Genomic DNA, 17,358 nt, shown 5'->3' with positions numbered 1-17,358 from the left:
AAACAGATAGTAACCAAACCCGGTCAAACTACTTACTCCCTACCAAAAAATAATTTTACTATTGAAAATACCCTAGCAAAAACCCAATACCTATGTTTAGTTTGTTCAAATTGTTTTTAAGTATTCTCACTGCCTTGTACAAGTGTGCTTCCACAGTCCTCACGGAGATATGGAGTTTTTGAGCAATTTCTTTGTTGGAAAGCTCCTCCTGTCGGCTTAACAAAAAAATCTCCTGGCACTTTTCCGGAAGGGCATTTACACTGTTGTTTATCAGCTGATAAGTCTCCTTTTCTTCGTAAATCAAATCGACAGCTAGTTCCGAAGGAAGATGAGCGAAAATATCTTCATAGGATGTAGTCCGCCTCAAATCCCGAATGGCATTCAGTACTTGATATTTGGTAGCTCTCAGTAAGTACTTCTCCAACTCAAAAATCCTTACTTGGGTACCCCGCTCCCACAACCTCACGAATACCTCCTGCACAATATCCTCACAGACCAATTGATCTTCAAAAATCTTATACGCATATACAAACAGTCGTTTCCAATACCGTTGGTAAACGATATCAAAGGCCTTTTTATCTCCGGAGTGGAGTAAAACACAAAGTTGTTGGTCGGTCATTTTGGGATTGAATCGTACTAATTGACCCGAATATAGTTAATTATTCCTCTGAAATACATCCCTTAGAAGAAATTATCCCGTACAAATCACCTCTTCAATCCACTGATGTCATTTACTAACGGAAAGTCAATGCCCATTTCCCAAAGACTTCGAACCAAGTCAGGGTCATCGGTGCCGAAATAATTGATTTTGATCCCATGTTCCTTCAATTTGGCCGCATAATCCGCAAAAACAGGCTTAACCTCACCCCGCAACTGTATAAAATCGGCACCCATCTCTACCGTGCTCTGCACATAATCCCACCCACCGGACAGCCTTTCCATATTGCAAATTAGCACGTCCGGATAGGCCATCTTCGCTCCCTTGCGGGCTGCAGCCTCTACCGCCAAAACCGATTGATGTGTCCGATTAAGCTCCACGATTCGTTCTGCCACCATTCGGCCTACTTCCTCGCCCCCTTTGATGTGTATATTCAGCCAAATATCCCGCGGCATAATATCCAAAACTTCCTCCATTATCGGCACCTGCAGTCCGTCAAATTCAGGTCCCTTCCAACTTCCCGCATCCAGCTTCCTGATCTGATCCAAGGTTAGGTCAGCGACTTTCCCCTTGCCGTTTGTCGTCCGGCTCACATCCGCATCATGCATGATGACCAACGCTCCATCTTTGCTAAGCTGTACATCGAACTCAATCATTTCCGCTCCCAGCCGAAGTGCCTCCTGAAAGGCTGGCAGTGTATTTTCCGGAAAAGTACTCATCGCTCCCCGGTGCGCGCACAATCCCTTCATGGGTAGCTCTTGCTGCCCAAACAACGGAAACCCGCACAGAAATTGACCGGTGACAAACAAAAAGAGCGTTACATTGGAAAGACTGCCTGCTGAATTCATTGCGGTAATCGATTCGATGGAAGGAGATATCATGTATCCCAAGCGGTTTTAAAAAAAACACCGCCGAGAACACACCTTAACTGTTGGAAACAAGGTGCTCAAGGATGGCCTTAAAAATAGCCAAAAAAATGAATCCAAAACAAGGAGGTACGCATTATTAAAACTAAATTTGCTTCAAACCCAAAGATTATGCTGAAACAACTACCTTTCGTTGTCCTAATGTTTTTGCTGCCCTTTTTGCTCCGTGGCCAATCCAGTGAATGGAAAATTGTGGAGGGAAAAATCCGTAGCCCTTGGGCAGATCAGGTAGATCCAAACAACCCGCTTCCAGAATATCCCCGGCCACAGATGGAACGGGCAAATTGGCAATCGCTAAATGGATTATGGTCCTTTACCATCCAATCCAAAGGCTCCTCCCTTCCTGCTACCCACGAAGGTAAAATACTGGTACCCTTTGCGGTCGAATCCGCACTATCGGGAGTAGGTAGGGAAGTAGGCAAGGAAAATGAACTCTGGTACAGAAAAGTCCTAGAGGCCGCAAGGCCCCGAAAAAATGACCGTCTATTGCTTCACTTTGGAGCAGTAGATTGGGAAGCCGAGGTATTCATCAATGGGAAATCGGCAGGCCTGCATCGGGGCGGATACGACCCGTTCTATTTTGATATCACAGATCACCTGAATTCCGGAAAAAATCAGACAATCGATGTGCGGGTTTGGGACCCCACCGATGAGGGGCCTCAGCCACGTGGCAAGCAGGTAAAAGCCCCACACGGAATTTGGTACAAGCCTGTGACAGGAATCTGGCAATCCGTATGGATGGAAACAGTGCCTGAATCCTACATCTCTGACCTAAGAAATACGGCCGTTGTAGACCAAAATGCTTTTTCGATTCGTCCCACCGTGACAGCTGCAAAACCCGGACAACGGATTCGAGTGCGCGTGCTGGAGTCCGGAAAGCTGGTGGGAGAGCGTGAAACATCTCCAGGAAACGAAGCGGTGCTCCCTATTCCAAACCCAAAGCTTTGGTCACCAGATACGCCCTTTTTATATGACCTAGAAGTCATACTGATGGAGGGCCGCAGGGTAATTGACCAAGTCAAAAGCTACGGGGCCATGCGGAAAGTAACCATGGAAACAGACAAAAATGGTATTCAGCGGATAATGCTAAACGATGAATTCCTGTTTCAGTACGGCCCCCTCGACCAGGGATGGTGGCCGGACGGGCTTTACACCTCACCTACGGAAGAAGCCCTACTTTTTGACATTCTCAAAACCCAGGAGATGGGCTTTAATATGATCCGAAAACACGTCAAGGTAGAGCCCGCCCGCTGGTACTACCATTGCGACAGGCTAGGGATGCTGGTGTGGCAGGACATGCCCAGTGGCGACATGGGCAATCGCTGGGAATCCAGGCCCGGCGTAATAGGCAAGGGAACGGAAAAAAAACGTACACCGGAATCTGAAGCCATCTTTCGCAAGGAATGGAAGGCAATCATGGATGCCAATTTCAATTTCCCATCAATTGTGGTTTGGGTGCCCTTTAATGAGGCTTGGGGCCAATTCAAGACGGCGGAAATAGTAGATTGGACCGTTCAATACGACCCAACTCGATTGGTAGATGGGGCTAGTGGTGGAAATTACACCTTGTCGGGACAAATCATGGACATGCATAATTACCCGGATCCCGTGATGCCAGACCCGAAGATCTGGGGAAGCCAACAAGTAATCGTACTCGGTGAATATGGGGGCTTGGGCTTACCCATAGAAGGTCACACCTGGCAGGAAAAAGATAACTGGGGATACCAAAGTTTTAAAGACAAATCCGAACTCAGTAATCGGTATAAGCAGCTGATTACCGACCTTCTTCCACTGATCCCACTGGGACTTTCTGCAGCCATCTACACGCAAACCACCGATGTGGAAGTAGAGGTCAATGGGCTGATGACCTATGATCGAAAAATAGTCAAATTTGACCCAGACCTTATGAAAACACTTCACCAACCTTTATACGACATTAACCTACACGAAAAATGAAGAACCTTGCCCTACTGACTGGTGCGACGCTGCTTGCTTTCGCCTGCGGCACCTCCACGGAAAACACCAACGAACAAGCAAACGAAACATCCATACAAATGTACAGCAAACTAGACCCTAAAAAATTTGAACGTACCCTTCCGGAGGGAACAGTCCGCTTCTTCGTTTTAAAGAACAATAACGGCCTGGAAATGACCGTCACCAACTATGGTGGCCGCATTTTGGAGCTTTTTACGCCTGATAAGGATGGTAATTTTGAGGACATCAATTTGGGTTTTGACAACCTGGACGATTACATGGAAGCAGGCGGAGGGTACTTTGGTGCCCCTATAGGTAGATACGGAAACCGAATCGCCAACGCGCAATTCACGCTGGACGGCAAAACCTACCAACTGGAGGCAAACAACGGACCCAACAACCTACATGGGTGGCCCGGAGGATACCATGCGGTAGTTTGGGAGGTGCTGGAGGCATCGGATCAACTGCTGCAACTTAAGTATGTTTCTGCCGATGGGCAAGCGGGATTCCCTGGAAACCTGACAGTGATTATGACCTATGAACTCACCGATGAAAACGAGTTTAAAATAACCTATAATGCAGAGACCGATCAAAAGACGATCGTAAACTTGACCCACCATGGTTTTTACAACCTGAACGGACACGGCAACGGCAATGTACATAATCACTTGCTTACACTCAATGCAGATCATTTTACGCCCGTTAACGATGTACTGATTCCAACAGGCGAAATCGCTCCAGTTGCGGAAACGCCCATGGATTTTAGAACACCCCACCTCGTGGGAGAACGGATTGATACCGATTATCCTCAACTCAAAATCGCTGGCGGATACGATCATAACTGGGTGTTGAACAAGAAAGATGACGGAAAAAAACCCGAACTAGCGGCTACCGTAGTAGTGCCGGAAAATGGCAGAAAAATGGAAGTTTTCACCACACAGCCTGGCGTACAGATCTACACCGGCAACTTTATGAATGGCCAATCAAAATCCAAAGAAGGAAAAACCTACGAAAAGCGGGGGGCCATTTGCTTGGAAACACAGCATTTTCCAGATTCCCCAAATCAGCCCAATTTTCCTTCTGTGGTGCTGAATCCGGGTGAAACTTACGAACATGCTTGTATCTACAAATTCTCCGTTGAACGTTGACAAGTAAACCATGAAAAGTTCCTCTTCTTTACAATTCGCTACAGCGGCATTGCTTGCCCTGGGGTGCGGTCAGAAAACCGCTGTCGAAGAATCCACAGCCACAACATTATCGTTGGAAATAGAGCGACATCACGAATTGATGGATAAACTATTCCCGGAGGGCACAAAGGCTGAAGTGTTGGGAGAGGGATTTGAATGGACAGAGGGTCCTCTTTGGGTGGAAAATGAGCAGATGTTGTTGTTTTCCGAAATACCCACCAATACCGTGTACCGATGGACGCAGGACGAGGGCGTCAAGCCCTACCTGCAGCCATCTGGTTATACGGGGACAAGCCAACGGGGCGGCGAAGTCGGTTCCAATGGACTTTTATTAAGCCCGGAAGGCCAATTGGTGTTATGCCAACACGGAGACCGACAAATCGCGGTAATGGATGCCCCACTTGCCAATCCAATCCCTGCTTACAAGACCATTGTGGGCAATTACGAGGGACAGCGCTTTAATAGCCCAAATGACGCAGTGTTTGACTCCCACGGAAATCTCTATTTCACCGATCCGCCATATGGCCTGGAAAAAAACATCAACGACCCCCAAAAAGAGCTTCCATTTCAAGGAGTATATCGCTATAGTCCTGTAGAAAAAACCCTCAGCCTATTAGTAGACAGCCTCAGCCGGCCCAATGGCATCCACTTTCTTCCTGGAGAAAGTTCTTTGCTGATCGCCAACTCCGATCCTCAAAAGCCGTATTGGTACATCTATCGGGTATTGGAACAGGGTAAAGCCCTGGACGAAGGACAGATTTTCTACGATGGATCGGGGGCATTGCAACAAGAAAAGGGGCTTCCGGATGGACTCAAAGTCTCGTCCAAAGGCATTATCTACGCCACCGGCCCCGGAGGTGTCTGGATTTTTGACGTACAAGGCGTACTACTTGGTAAGTTAAAAGTGGGGCAGCTGACTTCCAATGTCGCATTAGATGGCGGCGAAAAACACCTGTATGTGACCGCTGACAGTTACGTGATCCGAATACCAATCGGGAAGTAGATGTAGAAATCCAGATACGCTTCGTTAATTTTCACCGTACAAGTCACATTTCGTCCGGCTCTCTTTCCGGCCAGTAAGGTCCAGTGAGCAAAATCTCTCCTTGGGAGGGGAAAATTTGGTATCTGAGCTCCATGGCTTCTTTCCCCTGCTCGTGGATGTTCAAGCAGGCGTTATAATGCACCAGGTCAAAGCGAACGATCAAATTCCCTTCGGTGACCGTCTCTGCACAATGAGATTGGAGGGAAACATTTTCAACGACCGCCCCCTCCGACCGGTAATAATAAGATAGGAAAATGCCAATTTCAGCCCTTCTGTCCTGAAATACCTGCCGCAGCCAAGCCTCCGAATCCGGGGAACGATCGGTGGCCAACTCCATTAGCTTAATTTTCCAGGTTTCCTGCATGCGTATGTTTTTTCCAAATATAACCCCCGACACGGATTTTATTTTCAAAAAAGATTGTATTATTGTTTAGATGACGGGAAAATTAGCTGATCATTTTGCCATCCCTCATATTCACAAACTGGTATAGAAACTTGAAAAACAGCGCTACCATGGAGAAAAAACTGACCCGAGTGACCTCAAATAAAATGATTGCCGGTGTATGTTCCGGTCTTGCCAAATACCTCGGTTGGGATGCGGACAAACTTCGGATTGTCTATGTGCTGGTATCTTTGCTCAGTGCCGCTTTTCCTGGATTATTGGTTTACTTGATCCTGTGGTTTGTCATGCCGGAGGAATGAAAATTTCAAACATCTTCCTCATCAAGTTGGTTTATGAATAAAATTTGGAATGCTATGTTAAGATTGAATGCACTTGGCACGCTTGTTTTGCTCTATGTAGCTACAGTTGCTTGCTCCGCTAATAATCCTACCGCAGATGATCAAGTAGATGCCAAAGACGAACTCATCACCTATGCCGGAAAAAAGGAAATGGCCACCTTTGCCGGGGGCTGTTTCTGGTGTATAGAAGCCCCTTTTGAGGGGATTGATGGGGTAATTTCGGTGGTATCCGGATATGCGGGAGGAAAAGAAAAAAACCCCACCTATTCCGATGTTTCGGGAGGGCGTACTTCGCATAAAGAGGCCGTTCAGGTGACCTTTGACCCAGATGTAATCAGTTATGCCGAAATCATTGATATCTTTTGGCAGCAGTTTGATCCCACAGATGCAGGTGGATCATTTTACGACAGGGGAAGCCAATACGAATCAGCTATCTTTTACCATGACAACATGCAAAAACAGGTGGCGGAATCCTCTAAAGAGCAGCTAAACAAGTCCGGTATTTTCGATAAGCCCATCGTCACGCCCATTGTGAAATACACCAACTTCTACAAAGCAGAAACCTATCATCAAGATTACTACAAAAAGAGCCCCCGCGAGTACAAGAGCTACCGTACCGGTTCCGGCAGGGACCGCTTCATACAGGCGCATTGGGAAGTTCCGTCTACAGACCGATACAAAAAGCCCGCTGATTCGGAGTTAAAAATGAAACTCACGTCGTTGCAATATCAGGTGACGATGGAAGAGGCAACAGAAAGGGCATTTGATAACGCATACAACGGCAATAAAGAAGCAGGCATTTACGTATGCATCGTCTCAGGAGCGCCACTTTTCAGTTCTTCGGACAAATACGAATCAGGATCAGGATGGCCTAGCTTTACCAAGCCAATAGATGCCAGATACTTGGAAAAAGTGCTTGATAAGAGTTATGGCATGACACGTGTCGAAGTACGAAGCAAATACGGAGATTCGCATGTGGGGCATGTTTTCAACGATGGACCACCTCCCACAGGGCTTCGCTACTGCATGAATTCCGCGGCTATGCGCTTCATTCCAAAAGCGGATATGGAGAAGAGTGGGTACGGAAATTACCTTTGGCTGGTGAATTAATACCGCTGCCAAGCTTGGACTCCTGTTGCTTATAAACCTACTCGAAAGTATTTAGGCTATAGGGTAGATACAGGTTGATAGCTTATCAACCAGATGGGGGTTATTCGGTAGATTGATCCCAAACCTTTCCCTTAGAACTTCTTCGATTTCTGCCGGGGATTGGAGCAAGGTCTTTTGTGTCTCTCCGTTCGTCGTGTGCGTCGAAAACAGGTTGTCTTTAAGGGTAATTCTGCCGGAAGGAAGGGTCCTAGCGGCCATCAGGTGATTGACAAACAATGATTCCGGGTGGTGACAAAGGTACCAGCTGATCACGTCATAGTCGGGCAATAGGAACTCAGTCTTTCCAAACTCGTGCATTTCCTCCCATCTGCCGTTTATTTCAATCGATAAGACGTACAAACCTCCGCTTTTTATCAGGCGAAAGGGTTCGTGGGAGGTACACTGAACAGAGGGTTCTTCCAAGAGCAGTGGTTTTGGTAAGGTATTTCCACCCCAACCTACATCTACCAGCCATTCTTTTCCCGCAAGCGACACAAGTAATACCATGTGATCGCGAGGCATGACTTTACCTGCAGGCAACTGCCACAGAACCCTTGCCGCAAGGCTTTTGACCTGAAAGCCAATTTTCCGTAAGACGGCACCAAAGAGCAGGTTTTGCTCGAAACAGTAGCCTCCCCTCCCTTGATAAACGAGCTTTTTCCACAATGAAGTGGTATCCAATAAAACCGGAATGCCCAAAAATGGATTGAGCGTTTCAAAGGGAATGGACTGCGGATGAAGAACATGTAACCGTTCCAAACAGGCCAACGAAGGACTGACCGCAGCGTCAAACCCGATACGCAAGAGATAATCAGAAAGCTCCTTGTCGGAAATTTGGTAAAAAAATGGTGATTGGGAATGGTATATCTGAGGGTTATCCATGTTTCATGCCGGATTTCATCATCTCCAATGTCTTTTTTAAATCAGGAAGGTCTTTTTCTATCAGTAACCATACCGCATCTACCCGTACATGAAACTTATCGTTTAACATCAGTTTTCTGAAGGTTTTTAGCTGGTACCAAGGATAGTCGTACCGATCCAAGAAAAACCGGTCTATATCTTGTACTTTCTCCGAAATCACCGATAGCTGAAAAAAGACTGCATCCTGTAGCGTGGTATTTGACCTAAACTCCTCCTGACTGACTTGCTGCACGTGGTGGGAAATTTGCGCTATGGCCTGCAATAGTGCGGCTACCGCGGCGGCACTTCTCCTATCATCAAACCTTTTCATAGATCAAGATAAGCTCCTCCGCTACATTTTTCCATATTGGCTCTTTAAAGCTATCCACCCATCCGATATCTACCGGCCGGCCGAGCCGATTTTCCAGCTTATTGTGGATTTCCGCTAGGTCAAAATAAGAAAAATCGCCAACAGTATGTAGGGCCACATTGACATCACTCTCGGCATTTACCCGCCTCTTTGCAAAGGATCCATAGACCCAAGCCTGCTTCACTTGACTGAACCGGGCAATGACATCTACCAAATCCTGATAATTTCTGCGGAGATTAAACGGATCATAATTCCGGAAAAGGACGACTTGATTGGCCAATTGAAAAGCCTCAGCGGCAATGTGAGACTCCCCCCCAACCGACTGCGCGACCCTGTCCGCTAACCAAGGCACCATCAACACCTCCGGAGACACGTCGAATACCTCCGCTAAAACCAATACCTGCTGCTTGGTTAAATTTCGAAGCCCCCTTTCCGCCTTGCTGACAATAGCCTGATCAATCCCCAGGTGAACAGATACCTGGGAAAGGGTCCAACGCCGCTTCTTACGAAACGCTCTTATCTTAGTTCCAAAGGCATTGATCATAACTGCGCAAAGGTGAAGGTTTGACTATAAAAAACCTCCACCAAAATGGGTTTAACGTGATTACTAGGTACGATGAAGATATGGTAAGAATCCGTATACAGTTGACAAGAAGGAAAATATAACCAAAAAAAGCAAGGGGTCACCTTGCTTTTTAAACACTTTTGCCTAAAATCAAGCTTACACCTTCGGCAGCTTCCAGCCATTGTGGTAGGATGCCTTTGTCATTTTATTTGCATCAGATTCGGTAAATGCGTCCTTTTGGGCGTCCCAATAAACCTTCCTTCCCAGCTTATAGGCCACGTTTCCCATATGTGCGTTAATCGCCGCCACAGAACCGGTCTTTATTCCACAATTTAGCATGCTCGCATCGTTGGATTTGATTGCATCCACAAAATTTTTGCAGTGAATACGTTGTGCGTTGCCATCGGGCTTCACCAATTCCATCGCTTCGATTTTTTCCTTGCGTTGGCCATTTACATTTTCTGTTTCAGCGATCACTTTCCAACCGCCTCGGTTTACCACTAGGGTACCATTGTTCCCTATAAAGGCGATTCCCTCGGTGGTTCCGTAATTCCCTCCATCGATGCCTGTGGCATGTTCCCATAGCATATTGAAGCCATCGTATTCATAAACAGTCTGTAGGGTATCGGGAGTTTCAGAGGCATCATCGGGGTATGCCAGCTTTCCACCGGAGGCCATTATAGATTTGGGAGCACTTACGTTCATTGCATACAGCGCAATGTCAATTTCATGTACTCCCCAGTCGGTCATTAATCCACCTGCATAATCCCAAAACCAACGAAAATTGAAATGGAACCTGTTTTCGTTAAAGGGTCTTTCCGGTGCAGGCCCCAGCCACATCTTATAATCTACACCTTGTGGAGGCTGTCCGTTGGGTTTTACTGGCACTGGCTTCATCCACCCCTGATAGGCCCAGGTTTTTACCAGTCGGATATTGCCCAATTTACCGGATCGGACAAATTCTATGGCCTGTGCATATTGCGACCCACTCCGCTGCCATTGCCCTACCTGGACCAGCTTTCCATATCGGTCAGCGGCTTTTACCATGAGGTTACATTCTTCTATAGAATTTGCCAGCGGCTTTTCCACATAGGCATGCTTACCGGCAGACAAACTATCTATCAGGTTTAGGCAATGCCAGTGATCCGGTGTACCGATAATTACCGCATCGATATCCTTGTCTTCCAGCATTTTTCGGTAATCTGTATACAGCTTTGGCTTCTTACCTCGAAGTTCCTGTACGTTGGCACTCCGTTGGTCCAGCACGCTCTGATCCACATCGGCCAAAGCCACGCAATTTACCTCCGGCAACAAGAGGTGGCTGTTCATGTTGGACCAGCCCATCCCTTTGCATCCAATAAGGCCTATATTCAGTTGATCATTGGCCCCAACCCGCTTTTTAAGCGCAGCCAAATGCTCTGCGGTAACCAAGTTGGGCAGCACCGTCGCACCTGCTGACGCTAAAAGTGACCTGTGTATAAATTTTCTTCTTGAATTCATCGTGTATAGTAGTTTGTAGGGGCGAAAAGACTTAATCCAACTTTCTAACCCAAATGTTTCTAAACTTCACTTCATCCCCATGATCTTGGATATGAAAAGGTAGGGCGGCATCGTGTGCTTCGTAATTTGGAATACCGATATACATGGTGGGTCCTCTCAATTCCACATTGTTTTGAACCAATACGCCGTTATGAATCACGGTAATCCGGGCGGGCGAAACCAACATACCGTTGGCATTAAACCTTGGAGCCGTGAAAATGGCATCGTAGGTATTCCATTCCCCAGGAGCCCGCATGGCGTTGGCCAATGGAGGGTGCTGCTTATAGATACTGGCTGCCATCCCGTTGGTGTAGGTTTCATTATCGTAAGAATCCAAAATCTGTAGCTCGTATTTTCCCATAAAGAAAAATCCGGAATTACCTCTACCCTGTCCGGTACCTTTCACCACTGTGGGAGCACTCCATTCTATATGCACCTGCACATCTCCAAAAGCCTCCTTTGTCCGTATGCCTCCAGTTCGGGGAACCACAGTAAAAGTTCCGTTTTCCACTTTCCATGGTGCCGGTGCGCTGCCTGCCTTATCACTCACCCAAGCATTCAGGCTGCTTCCGTCAAATAGCACGATAGCATCAGCCGGGGGCAAATGGTTTTCCTTTCCGGGTGCTACTTTTTTTACTTCAGGTTTATAAAATTCAGTAGCTTGAGGAGGTAGCTTCACTTCCTCTTGCTGGGCAATAGCAGAAGATGCAACGAAAAAACCTGCCGCCATCGCAAAAGACAATACGTAAAATCTCATGTGTTCTTTTAGTTTATAGTTAATCAATAAACCAAATTAACGGATTTGCCGCTAAAATTCCTCAAAAGGATTAAAATTAAAAATCCGATCAGGAAGTGCAATGCTACTTTTTACTTCAAAATGGCTACAATAAAAAAAGCTTGGCCCCTTTTGAAAGGAACCAAGCTATTAACAATCAGATACGAAAGTGATTACTACTCCTCACCCATTGCCAATGCGGCCGTAGTAGCATTTACTATCGGCCATATACCCGGAGCTGGAACGCTAACCCCTTTGGTCTCACCCCGAGCCATATCCTGACCGAAATAATACAAAGGATTCCCTCTAAATGCAACCTGGTCATCAGCTATCACGCCAAAGTCATCCAAGCTAAGGATGGAAGGTGCCACGGTTACCGCTGTGGTGAACTTTGGCCAAACTGCTGGATTTCCACCAAAGTTGCTTTGGTTCATCACGTCATTTACAAAGCGATATAAAGTCCGTCCATCAAAATCCGTAAAATAGAACGTATTCCCAGCCCCAAGCGCGGTAACGCCCTCTGCGTCCATGATATAGTTTTCCCCATCGTTACCTACTAACTGGTCGTTTGCAAGCATGATATCGTAGTCTGGCTTGGCTACATACCAATTACCACCACCCGCTCCTTCGCCATTGAAATCACCTGCTGCGGCGTCATTTACAAAGTAATACAAAGGCCAACCATTATAGGTAGTTTGCATCTCCCCATCGACCTCTATTTCACCCACTAAATCAGCATCGAACTCGTCTCCGGTAATAGCAATGGAAGTCGCATGAAACTTTGGCCAGTTGTTTGCACAGCCGCCCGAACAATTGTTATTTCCATCTACATCCCGTGCAAAGTAATAAAGAGTCATCCCCATCCCGTCGGTAAACACAAACCCGAAATCTTCGCTATCTACCCACCGGAGTGTGTTGGTAACCGACTCGATGACAGCCGGAGGCAACAAAACCGCATCGATTACATGTACTAATCCGTTACTGGCCATTACATCTGGCGTGACGACATTAGCCACCCCGTTGAAGGTTACCGTTGTCCCAACCTGGGTTACCGTGAGAATTTCCCCATCTACGGAAGAAAGCGTTTGATCTGCACTTAAGCTACTGGATGCAATGCTTCCGGAATATATATGGTAAAACAACACCGCTTCCAATAGATCTTCATCGATATCAGCAATCGTATTCCAATCTTCCTGCGTGTCCAGTAACGCCTGGAATGCTTGATTAGTCGGTGCCAAAACCGTCAAGGGTCCAGGTCCCACTAATGATCCTGTAAATCCCGTGCGGTTTACGGCTTCAACCAGCATTGATAAGTCTGGATTGCCGGCGGCTAACTCGGCAATATTTGGTTCCGGCATCTCCGGTTCCGGATCATCATCATTACAGGATGCTAAAAATGCTAGCGTACCTATAAACGCAACTAGTTTAAAGTAATTCATGGCAGTTTATTTTAGTTTTGGATTGTTAACCCATCTGGCTATCATATTGTTTTTTATTTGAAGTTTCTCATTTTAAAAATCCCAATCGCAGCTGTGCGGGAGACATCCTTAGAAATTGCTCCCATCAATGCCCCAAAACCTCTTAAAATCCGTACTTTTGCGGCATGCAATCAACCATTTTATCCCTCAGCCCTGAATCCTGGGTCGACTACGAACTCATCGATACGGGGGGATTTGAAAAGCTGGAACGTTTTGGCCCCTACATTTTAAGTCGCCCAGAGCCTCAGGCAATTTGGGACAAGAGCTTGGATGAATCCGAGTGGTTGAAGTTGGCACACGCACACTTTGCCAAGGAAAAAGGAAATCCGGAAAAAGGAAATTGGCAAATCCGGCAAAAAATGCCCCAAAACTGGCAGATAAATTACCGAAACAAACAGGGGCTACACCTGGTGTTAAACTTGTCACTAACCTCCTTTAAACATATCGGACTGTTTCCCGAGCAAGCAGTGAATTGGGATTACATTTCTGAAACCCTACGGGGGTTTGGAGCGAAACCGGCGAAGGTGCTCAACCTGTTTGCCTATACCGGCGCAGCAAGTGTTGCCGCCCGGGCATATGGCGCCGAGGTCACCCATTTGGATGCGGTCAAACAGGTAATTACCTGGTCCAAGTTTAACATGGAGGCTTCCAACCAATCGGATATCCGGTGGATAGTAGACGATGCATTAAAATATGTACAGCGGGAAGTCAGGAGAGGCAGTCAGTACCAAGGCATAATATTGGATCCTCCTGCTTATGGAAGAGGCCCGAAAGGTGAAAAATGGGTATTGGAGGAAAATATTAATGAACTTTTAAAGCTTTGTGGTCAGCTCTTGGATCCCGACCGGAATTTTTTTGTATTAAATATGTATTCGCTCAGTTTCTCCTCTTTAATTGCCGAAAACCTAGTAAAAGGCAGCTTCAGAAAGGTAGAAAACCCTGCCCATGGCGAGTTATTTTTAGAGGATTCCTTTAAAAAGAAACTGCCTTTGGGAATATTTTACCGATTTCGTAGTTCCGTATAAGATAAGACCCCAAGACGAATTATCTAACCGAAAATATCTAGATGAACAATAGGCAGCTTTTCTTGCAGCACCTTGCCCAAACAACAGACTTTCCGCTAGCGATAGAAATCGAACGTGCAGAAGGGGTGTACTTATACGGTCCTAAAGGGCAAAGGTACATGGATCTGATCTCGGGAATTGGCGTAAGCAATGTGGGCCATCGTCACCCCAAGGTCGTCCAGGCAATCCAAGATCAATTAAACAAGTACCTGCATCTTATGGTGTATGGAGAGTACATTCAAACCCCACAAACACTGCTTGCCAAAGCGCTATGTGACACGCTCCCCAACCACTTAGACAATGTGTATTTAGTGAATAGTGGTTCTGAGGCTGTGGAAGGCGCCCTAAAACTCGCAAAGCGACACACCAATCGAAGGGAGATAATTTCCTGCGTTGATGCCTATCACGGTTCTTCCCACGGTTCCCTTTCAGTAGGGGGAAACGAACGCTTCAAACGGGCCTATAGACCCCTGTTGCCGGGAATTAGCCATATACCTTTTGGTGATGAGAAATATTTGGACCGAATCACTACGGAAACCGCAGCTATCATCGTGGAGACTATTCAGGGTGAAGCTGGCGTACGTATTCCCGAACAATCCTACCTGCAAGCACTGCGAAAGCGCTGTAATGAAACCGGGACCCTATTGATTTTGGATGAAATCCAAGCGGGCTTCGGCAGGACAGGGACTTTTTGGGCCTTTGAACAATACGGTATCAGTCCAGATATTCTGGTGTGTGCAAAAGGAATGGGGGGCGGTATGCCCATTGCCGCGTTTATTGCGAGTAGGGATATTATGGGATCGCTTAAGAACAACCCACTACTCGGACATATTACAACGTTTGGCGGACATCCGATTTCTGCCGCCGCATCCTTGGCTACCATCAAAATTATTCATGAAGAAAAACTTGCCGAACAGGTTCCGGAAAAAGCCAGCCTTTTCAGAGAGCTACTGATTCACCCACACATCAAATCCTTTCGTCATAAAGGCCTGATGATGGCACTTGAATTTGAATCTTTCCAGATACTGAAGCCGGTGATCGATGAAGCTATTCGACGGGGTGTAATTACCGACTGGTTTCTTTTTTGCGACGACTCGATGCGCATTGCACCCCCACTCACCATTACTGAGGAAGAAATAACCGCCGCGTGTACCATCCTTTTGGAAGCCATCGAACACTCCACCTAGTTTTTTTGTTCTGAATTGAGAACTACCTATCATTCACCCATGGATCATCAGCAGCAAAATACCTATCCCCACCAACTTTCAGAAGAGGAATGGCGGGAAAAATTGGACCCGGACACCTTTCACGTACTGCGGCAAAAAGGAACGGAGCGGCCTTACACAGGTGCCTATTACCTCAATAAGGAAACCGGAATCTACGAATGCGCCGGTTGTGGAAACGACATCTTCCATAGTCACGATAAGTATGACAGCGGCTGTGGATGGCCCAGCTTCACCAAGGCGGTTTCCCCCGAGGCAATCGATGTGAAAATGGACTACTCGCATGGAATGATACGGGAGGAAATTCTTTGTGCATCCTGTGGGGGGCATCTTGGGCACCGCTTTCCGGATGGACCTCAAGACAAGGGTGGAATCCGCTACTGCATCAATTCCATTTCCATGAAGTTTCGGTCCGACGGGTGATTTCAGCAAGCACATTATAAGGTATAACGGAGTAATCTGAGAAGCATTTTGCGGGATCGACTTGGTTCAGCAGTCACGGGTTTTTCCCGATAAAAACAGTTATCGGGGCGTGAAACTTGCTTTGAAATGGCATAATTCAAATTTGATTGGCTATTTTTGCGGAAATACACGAGTATTTTCAAAATTTCACTTTCTAAGCTATGAACAGAACTCATCGAGCACTATTCTTTATGATTGTCTTTACGTTGGTCTTTGCCATTCCAAGCGAAGGCCTATTGGCACAGGAGGAGGGGCTTGACAAGGGAACCATCAGCAACCAATTTCAGTACATCAGGGACATTTCAACAAACTACCAAGAGTACAAGGTCGTAAAGCGGTCTCACTTGGAGCGTTTAGAGTCCAATATCAACGATACCCTCGCAAACTATGACCGGCAATTGGCCGAGTTAAGATCGCAAATAAACGATCAAAAAGCTTCAATAGACCGCCTTAATCAAGAAATGGCGGTCACCAACGAACAGCTATCGGAAGCATTGGAGCAGCGAGATAGCTTTTCCTTTTTTGGTATGTACATTCACAAAAACCTCTATAACAACCTCATGTGGGGTGGCGTTATGCTCCTGACCATAATCTTGGTTGTTTCTTATTTCCGGTTTAAGCGAAGTCACATAGTGACGGCAGAAACCAAAAAGCGCCTTGATGAAATACAGGAAGAATACGAGCAATACCGCAAAAACACCTTGGAACGGGAACGAAAACTGAACAGGCAATTAGTAGACGCACTTAACAAACGATAAATTGGCCAGACAAGCTTCTATTGCCGTAGACATGGACGGGGTCTTGGCAGATGTGTATGCGCAGTTTCAAAAAATGCACCTCGAAGAAACAGGTGAAAGCATCCCTGAAGAGTCCATGGTCGGAGTTCCTGAACATGTAGCTTTTCCGTTGATTGAAAAACATGTTCGCACGGCAGGATTTTTCCGAACCGCTTCAGTCATGCCAGCAGCCGTATCGGTTCTCAAAGAGCTGAATCAAAATTATGAAGTGTATATCGTCTCAGCGGCCATGGAATATCCGAATAGCCTGATAGAAAAATATGAGTGGTTGGGCATGCATTTTCCTTTCATCACGTGGAAACAGATCATCCTATGCGGCTCCAAGTATCCCATTCACACGGATATTATGATAGACGACCACTTTAAAAACCTGGATGTGTTCCAGGGAAAGCGATCGTTTCTCTATACGCAACCACACAATAAGCTAGCCGATCCAGGAAAGCACTTCCGGGTAAATGGATGGGAGGATCTTGCCCAATTTTTATTGACCTAAAAAAAGCCTGAGGTA

Annotated in this window: 19 protein-coding genes; 10 read left to right on the top strand and 9 right to left on the bottom strand. The window is 46.5% G+C overall.

The window, feature by feature from the left end:
* Positions 1–58: 58 nt before the first annotated feature.
* Positions 59–619 carry an RNA polymerase sigma-70 factor gene (locus IAQ59_RS19345; protein ID WP_209332501.1) on the bottom strand — a complete coding sequence of 187 codons (561 nt, stop codon included), beginning with the start codon at positions 617–619 and terminating at the stop codon, positions 59–61.
* Between the two features lie 86 nt (positions 620–705).
* The gene (locus tag IAQ59_RS19340; RefSeq protein WP_245189716.1) at positions 706–1,539 is read right to left on the bottom strand and encodes a glycerophosphodiester phosphodiesterase; all 834 of its coding nucleotides are present in this window, start codon (positions 1,537–1,539) and stop codon (positions 706–708) included.
* 156 nt (positions 1,540–1,695) lie between these two features.
* On the opposite strand from IAQ59_RS19340, the gene IAQ59_RS19335 reads away from it, so the two are divergent.
* The 3 genes from IAQ59_RS19335 to IAQ59_RS19325 are packed head-to-tail and all read left to right on the top strand — an operon-like array spanning position 1,696 to position 5,748.
* Positions 1,696–3,540 carry a glycoside hydrolase family 2 protein gene (locus tag IAQ59_RS19335; RefSeq protein ID WP_245189715.1) on the top strand — a complete coding sequence of 615 codons (1,845 nt, stop codon included), beginning with the start codon at positions 1,696–1,698 and terminating at the stop codon, positions 3,538–3,540.
* The gene (locus tag IAQ59_RS19330; RefSeq protein WP_209332500.1) at positions 3,537–4,706 is read left to right on the top strand and encodes an aldose epimerase family protein; all 1,170 of its coding nucleotides are present in this window, start codon (positions 3,537–3,539) and stop codon (positions 4,704–4,706) included. Before IAQ59_RS19335 ends, IAQ59_RS19330 begins: the two co-directional genes overlap by 4 nt.
* 10 nt (positions 4,707–4,716) lie before the next feature.
* A complete protein-coding gene (locus IAQ59_RS19325) occupies positions 4,717–5,748 on the top strand; it encodes an SMP-30/gluconolactonase/LRE family protein (protein ID WP_209332499.1) in 1,032 nt (343 codons plus the stop codon).
* A 43-nt stretch (positions 5,749–5,791) separates the two neighbouring features.
* On the opposite strand, the gene IAQ59_RS19320 is transcribed toward IAQ59_RS19325, so the two are convergent.
* The gene (locus IAQ59_RS19320; RefSeq protein ID WP_209332498.1) at positions 5,792–6,199 is read right to left on the bottom strand and encodes a hypothetical protein; all 408 of its coding nucleotides are present in this window, start codon (positions 6,197–6,199) and stop codon (positions 5,792–5,794) included.
* Positions 6,200–6,300: 101 nt separating this feature from the next.
* Here IAQ59_RS19320 and IAQ59_RS19315 point away from each other — a divergent pair, with 101 nt between their 5' ends.
* Positions 6,301–6,489: a PspC domain-containing protein gene (locus IAQ59_RS19315; RefSeq protein WP_209332497.1), complete on the top strand. Its 189-nt coding sequence runs from the start codon at positions 6,301–6,303 to the stop codon at positions 6,487–6,489.
* 54 nt (positions 6,490–6,543) lie between these two features.
* A complete protein-coding gene (gene msrA / locus IAQ59_RS19310; RefSeq protein ID WP_209332496.1) occupies positions 6,544–7,638 on the top strand; it encodes a peptide-methionine (S)-S-oxide reductase MsrA in 1,095 nt (364 codons plus the stop codon).
* Between the two features lie 51 nt (positions 7,639–7,689).
* Here the strand turns inward: msrA and IAQ59_RS19305 are convergent, their stop codons facing one another.
* The 6 genes from IAQ59_RS19305 to IAQ59_RS19280 all read right to left on the bottom strand — a co-directional run bounded on the left by IAQ59_RS19305 (position 7,690) and on the right by IAQ59_RS19280 (position 13,265).
* A complete protein-coding gene (locus tag IAQ59_RS19305) occupies positions 7,690–8,559 on the bottom strand; it encodes an arylamine N-acetyltransferase family protein (RefSeq protein WP_209332495.1) in 870 nt (289 codons plus the stop codon).
* A complete protein-coding gene (locus IAQ59_RS19300) occupies positions 8,552–8,908 on the bottom strand; it encodes a HepT-like ribonuclease domain-containing protein (protein WP_209332494.1) in 357 nt (118 codons plus the stop codon). Before IAQ59_RS19300 ends, IAQ59_RS19305 begins: the two co-directional genes overlap by 8 nt.
* On the bottom strand, positions 8,895–9,491 hold the full coding sequence (locus tag IAQ59_RS19295) for an XRE family transcriptional regulator (protein WP_209332493.1): 597 nt from the start codon (positions 9,489–9,491) through the stop codon (positions 8,895–8,897). The genes IAQ59_RS19300 and IAQ59_RS19295 overlap by 14 nt, the downstream gene beginning before the upstream one ends.
* 177 nt (positions 9,492–9,668) lie before the next feature.
* Positions 9,669–11,012 carry a Gfo/Idh/MocA family protein gene (locus IAQ59_RS19290; protein ID WP_209332492.1) on the bottom strand — a complete coding sequence of 448 codons (1,344 nt, stop codon included), beginning with the start codon at positions 11,010–11,012 and terminating at the stop codon, positions 9,669–9,671.
* Positions 11,013–11,043: 31 nt separating this feature from the next.
* Positions 11,044–11,808 (bottom strand): 3-keto-disaccharide hydrolase, encoded by a 765-nt coding sequence (locus IAQ59_RS19285; protein WP_209332491.1) that lies wholly within the window; start codon positions 11,806–11,808, stop codon positions 11,044–11,046.
* A gap of 194 nt (positions 11,809–12,002) precedes the next feature.
* Complete coding sequence (locus IAQ59_RS19280) at positions 12,003–13,265, bottom strand: fasciclin domain-containing protein (protein WP_209332490.1); 1,263 nt, start codon at positions 13,263–13,265, stop codon at positions 12,003–12,005.
* Positions 13,266–13,429: 164 nt separating this feature from the next.
* On the opposite strand from IAQ59_RS19280, the gene IAQ59_RS19275 reads away from it, so the two are divergent.
* The 5 genes from IAQ59_RS19275 (at position 13,430) to IAQ59_RS19255 (ending at position 17,343) form a co-directional block, all read left to right on the top strand.
* Positions 13,430–14,329 carry a class I SAM-dependent methyltransferase gene (locus IAQ59_RS19275; protein WP_209332489.1) on the top strand — a complete coding sequence of 300 codons (900 nt, stop codon included), beginning with the start codon at positions 13,430–13,432 and terminating at the stop codon, positions 14,327–14,329.
* A 41-nt stretch (positions 14,330–14,370) separates the two neighbouring features.
* On the top strand, positions 14,371–15,555 hold the full coding sequence (locus IAQ59_RS19270) for an aspartate aminotransferase family protein (RefSeq protein WP_209332488.1): 1,185 nt from the start codon (positions 14,371–14,373) through the stop codon (positions 15,553–15,555).
* A gap of 39 nt (positions 15,556–15,594) precedes the next feature.
* The gene (msrB, locus tag IAQ59_RS19265) at positions 15,595–16,014 is read left to right on the top strand and encodes a peptide-methionine (R)-S-oxide reductase MsrB (RefSeq protein WP_209332487.1); all 420 of its coding nucleotides are present in this window, start codon (positions 15,595–15,597) and stop codon (positions 16,012–16,014) included.
* A 200-nt stretch (positions 16,015–16,214) separates the two neighbouring features.
* Positions 16,215–16,811: a hypothetical protein gene (locus IAQ59_RS19260; RefSeq protein ID WP_209332486.1), complete on the top strand. Its 597-nt coding sequence runs from the start codon at positions 16,215–16,217 to the stop codon at positions 16,809–16,811.
* A gap of 1 nt (position 16,812) precedes the next feature.
* Positions 16,813–17,343, top strand: a complete 531-nt coding sequence (locus tag IAQ59_RS19255; protein WP_209332485.1) for a 5' nucleotidase, NT5C type — start codon at positions 16,813–16,815, stop codon at positions 17,341–17,343.
* The last annotated feature ends 15 nt before the right edge of the window (positions 17,344–17,358 follow it).

The organism is Lunatimonas salinarum (assembly GCF_017811155.1).
Taxonomy (GTDB): Bacteria; Bacteroidota; Bacteroidia; order Cytophagales; family Cyclobacteriaceae; genus Lunatimonas; species Lunatimonas salinarum.
Note: the sequence above shows the minus strand (reverse complement) of the source record. Positions and strands in the feature narration are given on the sequence as shown.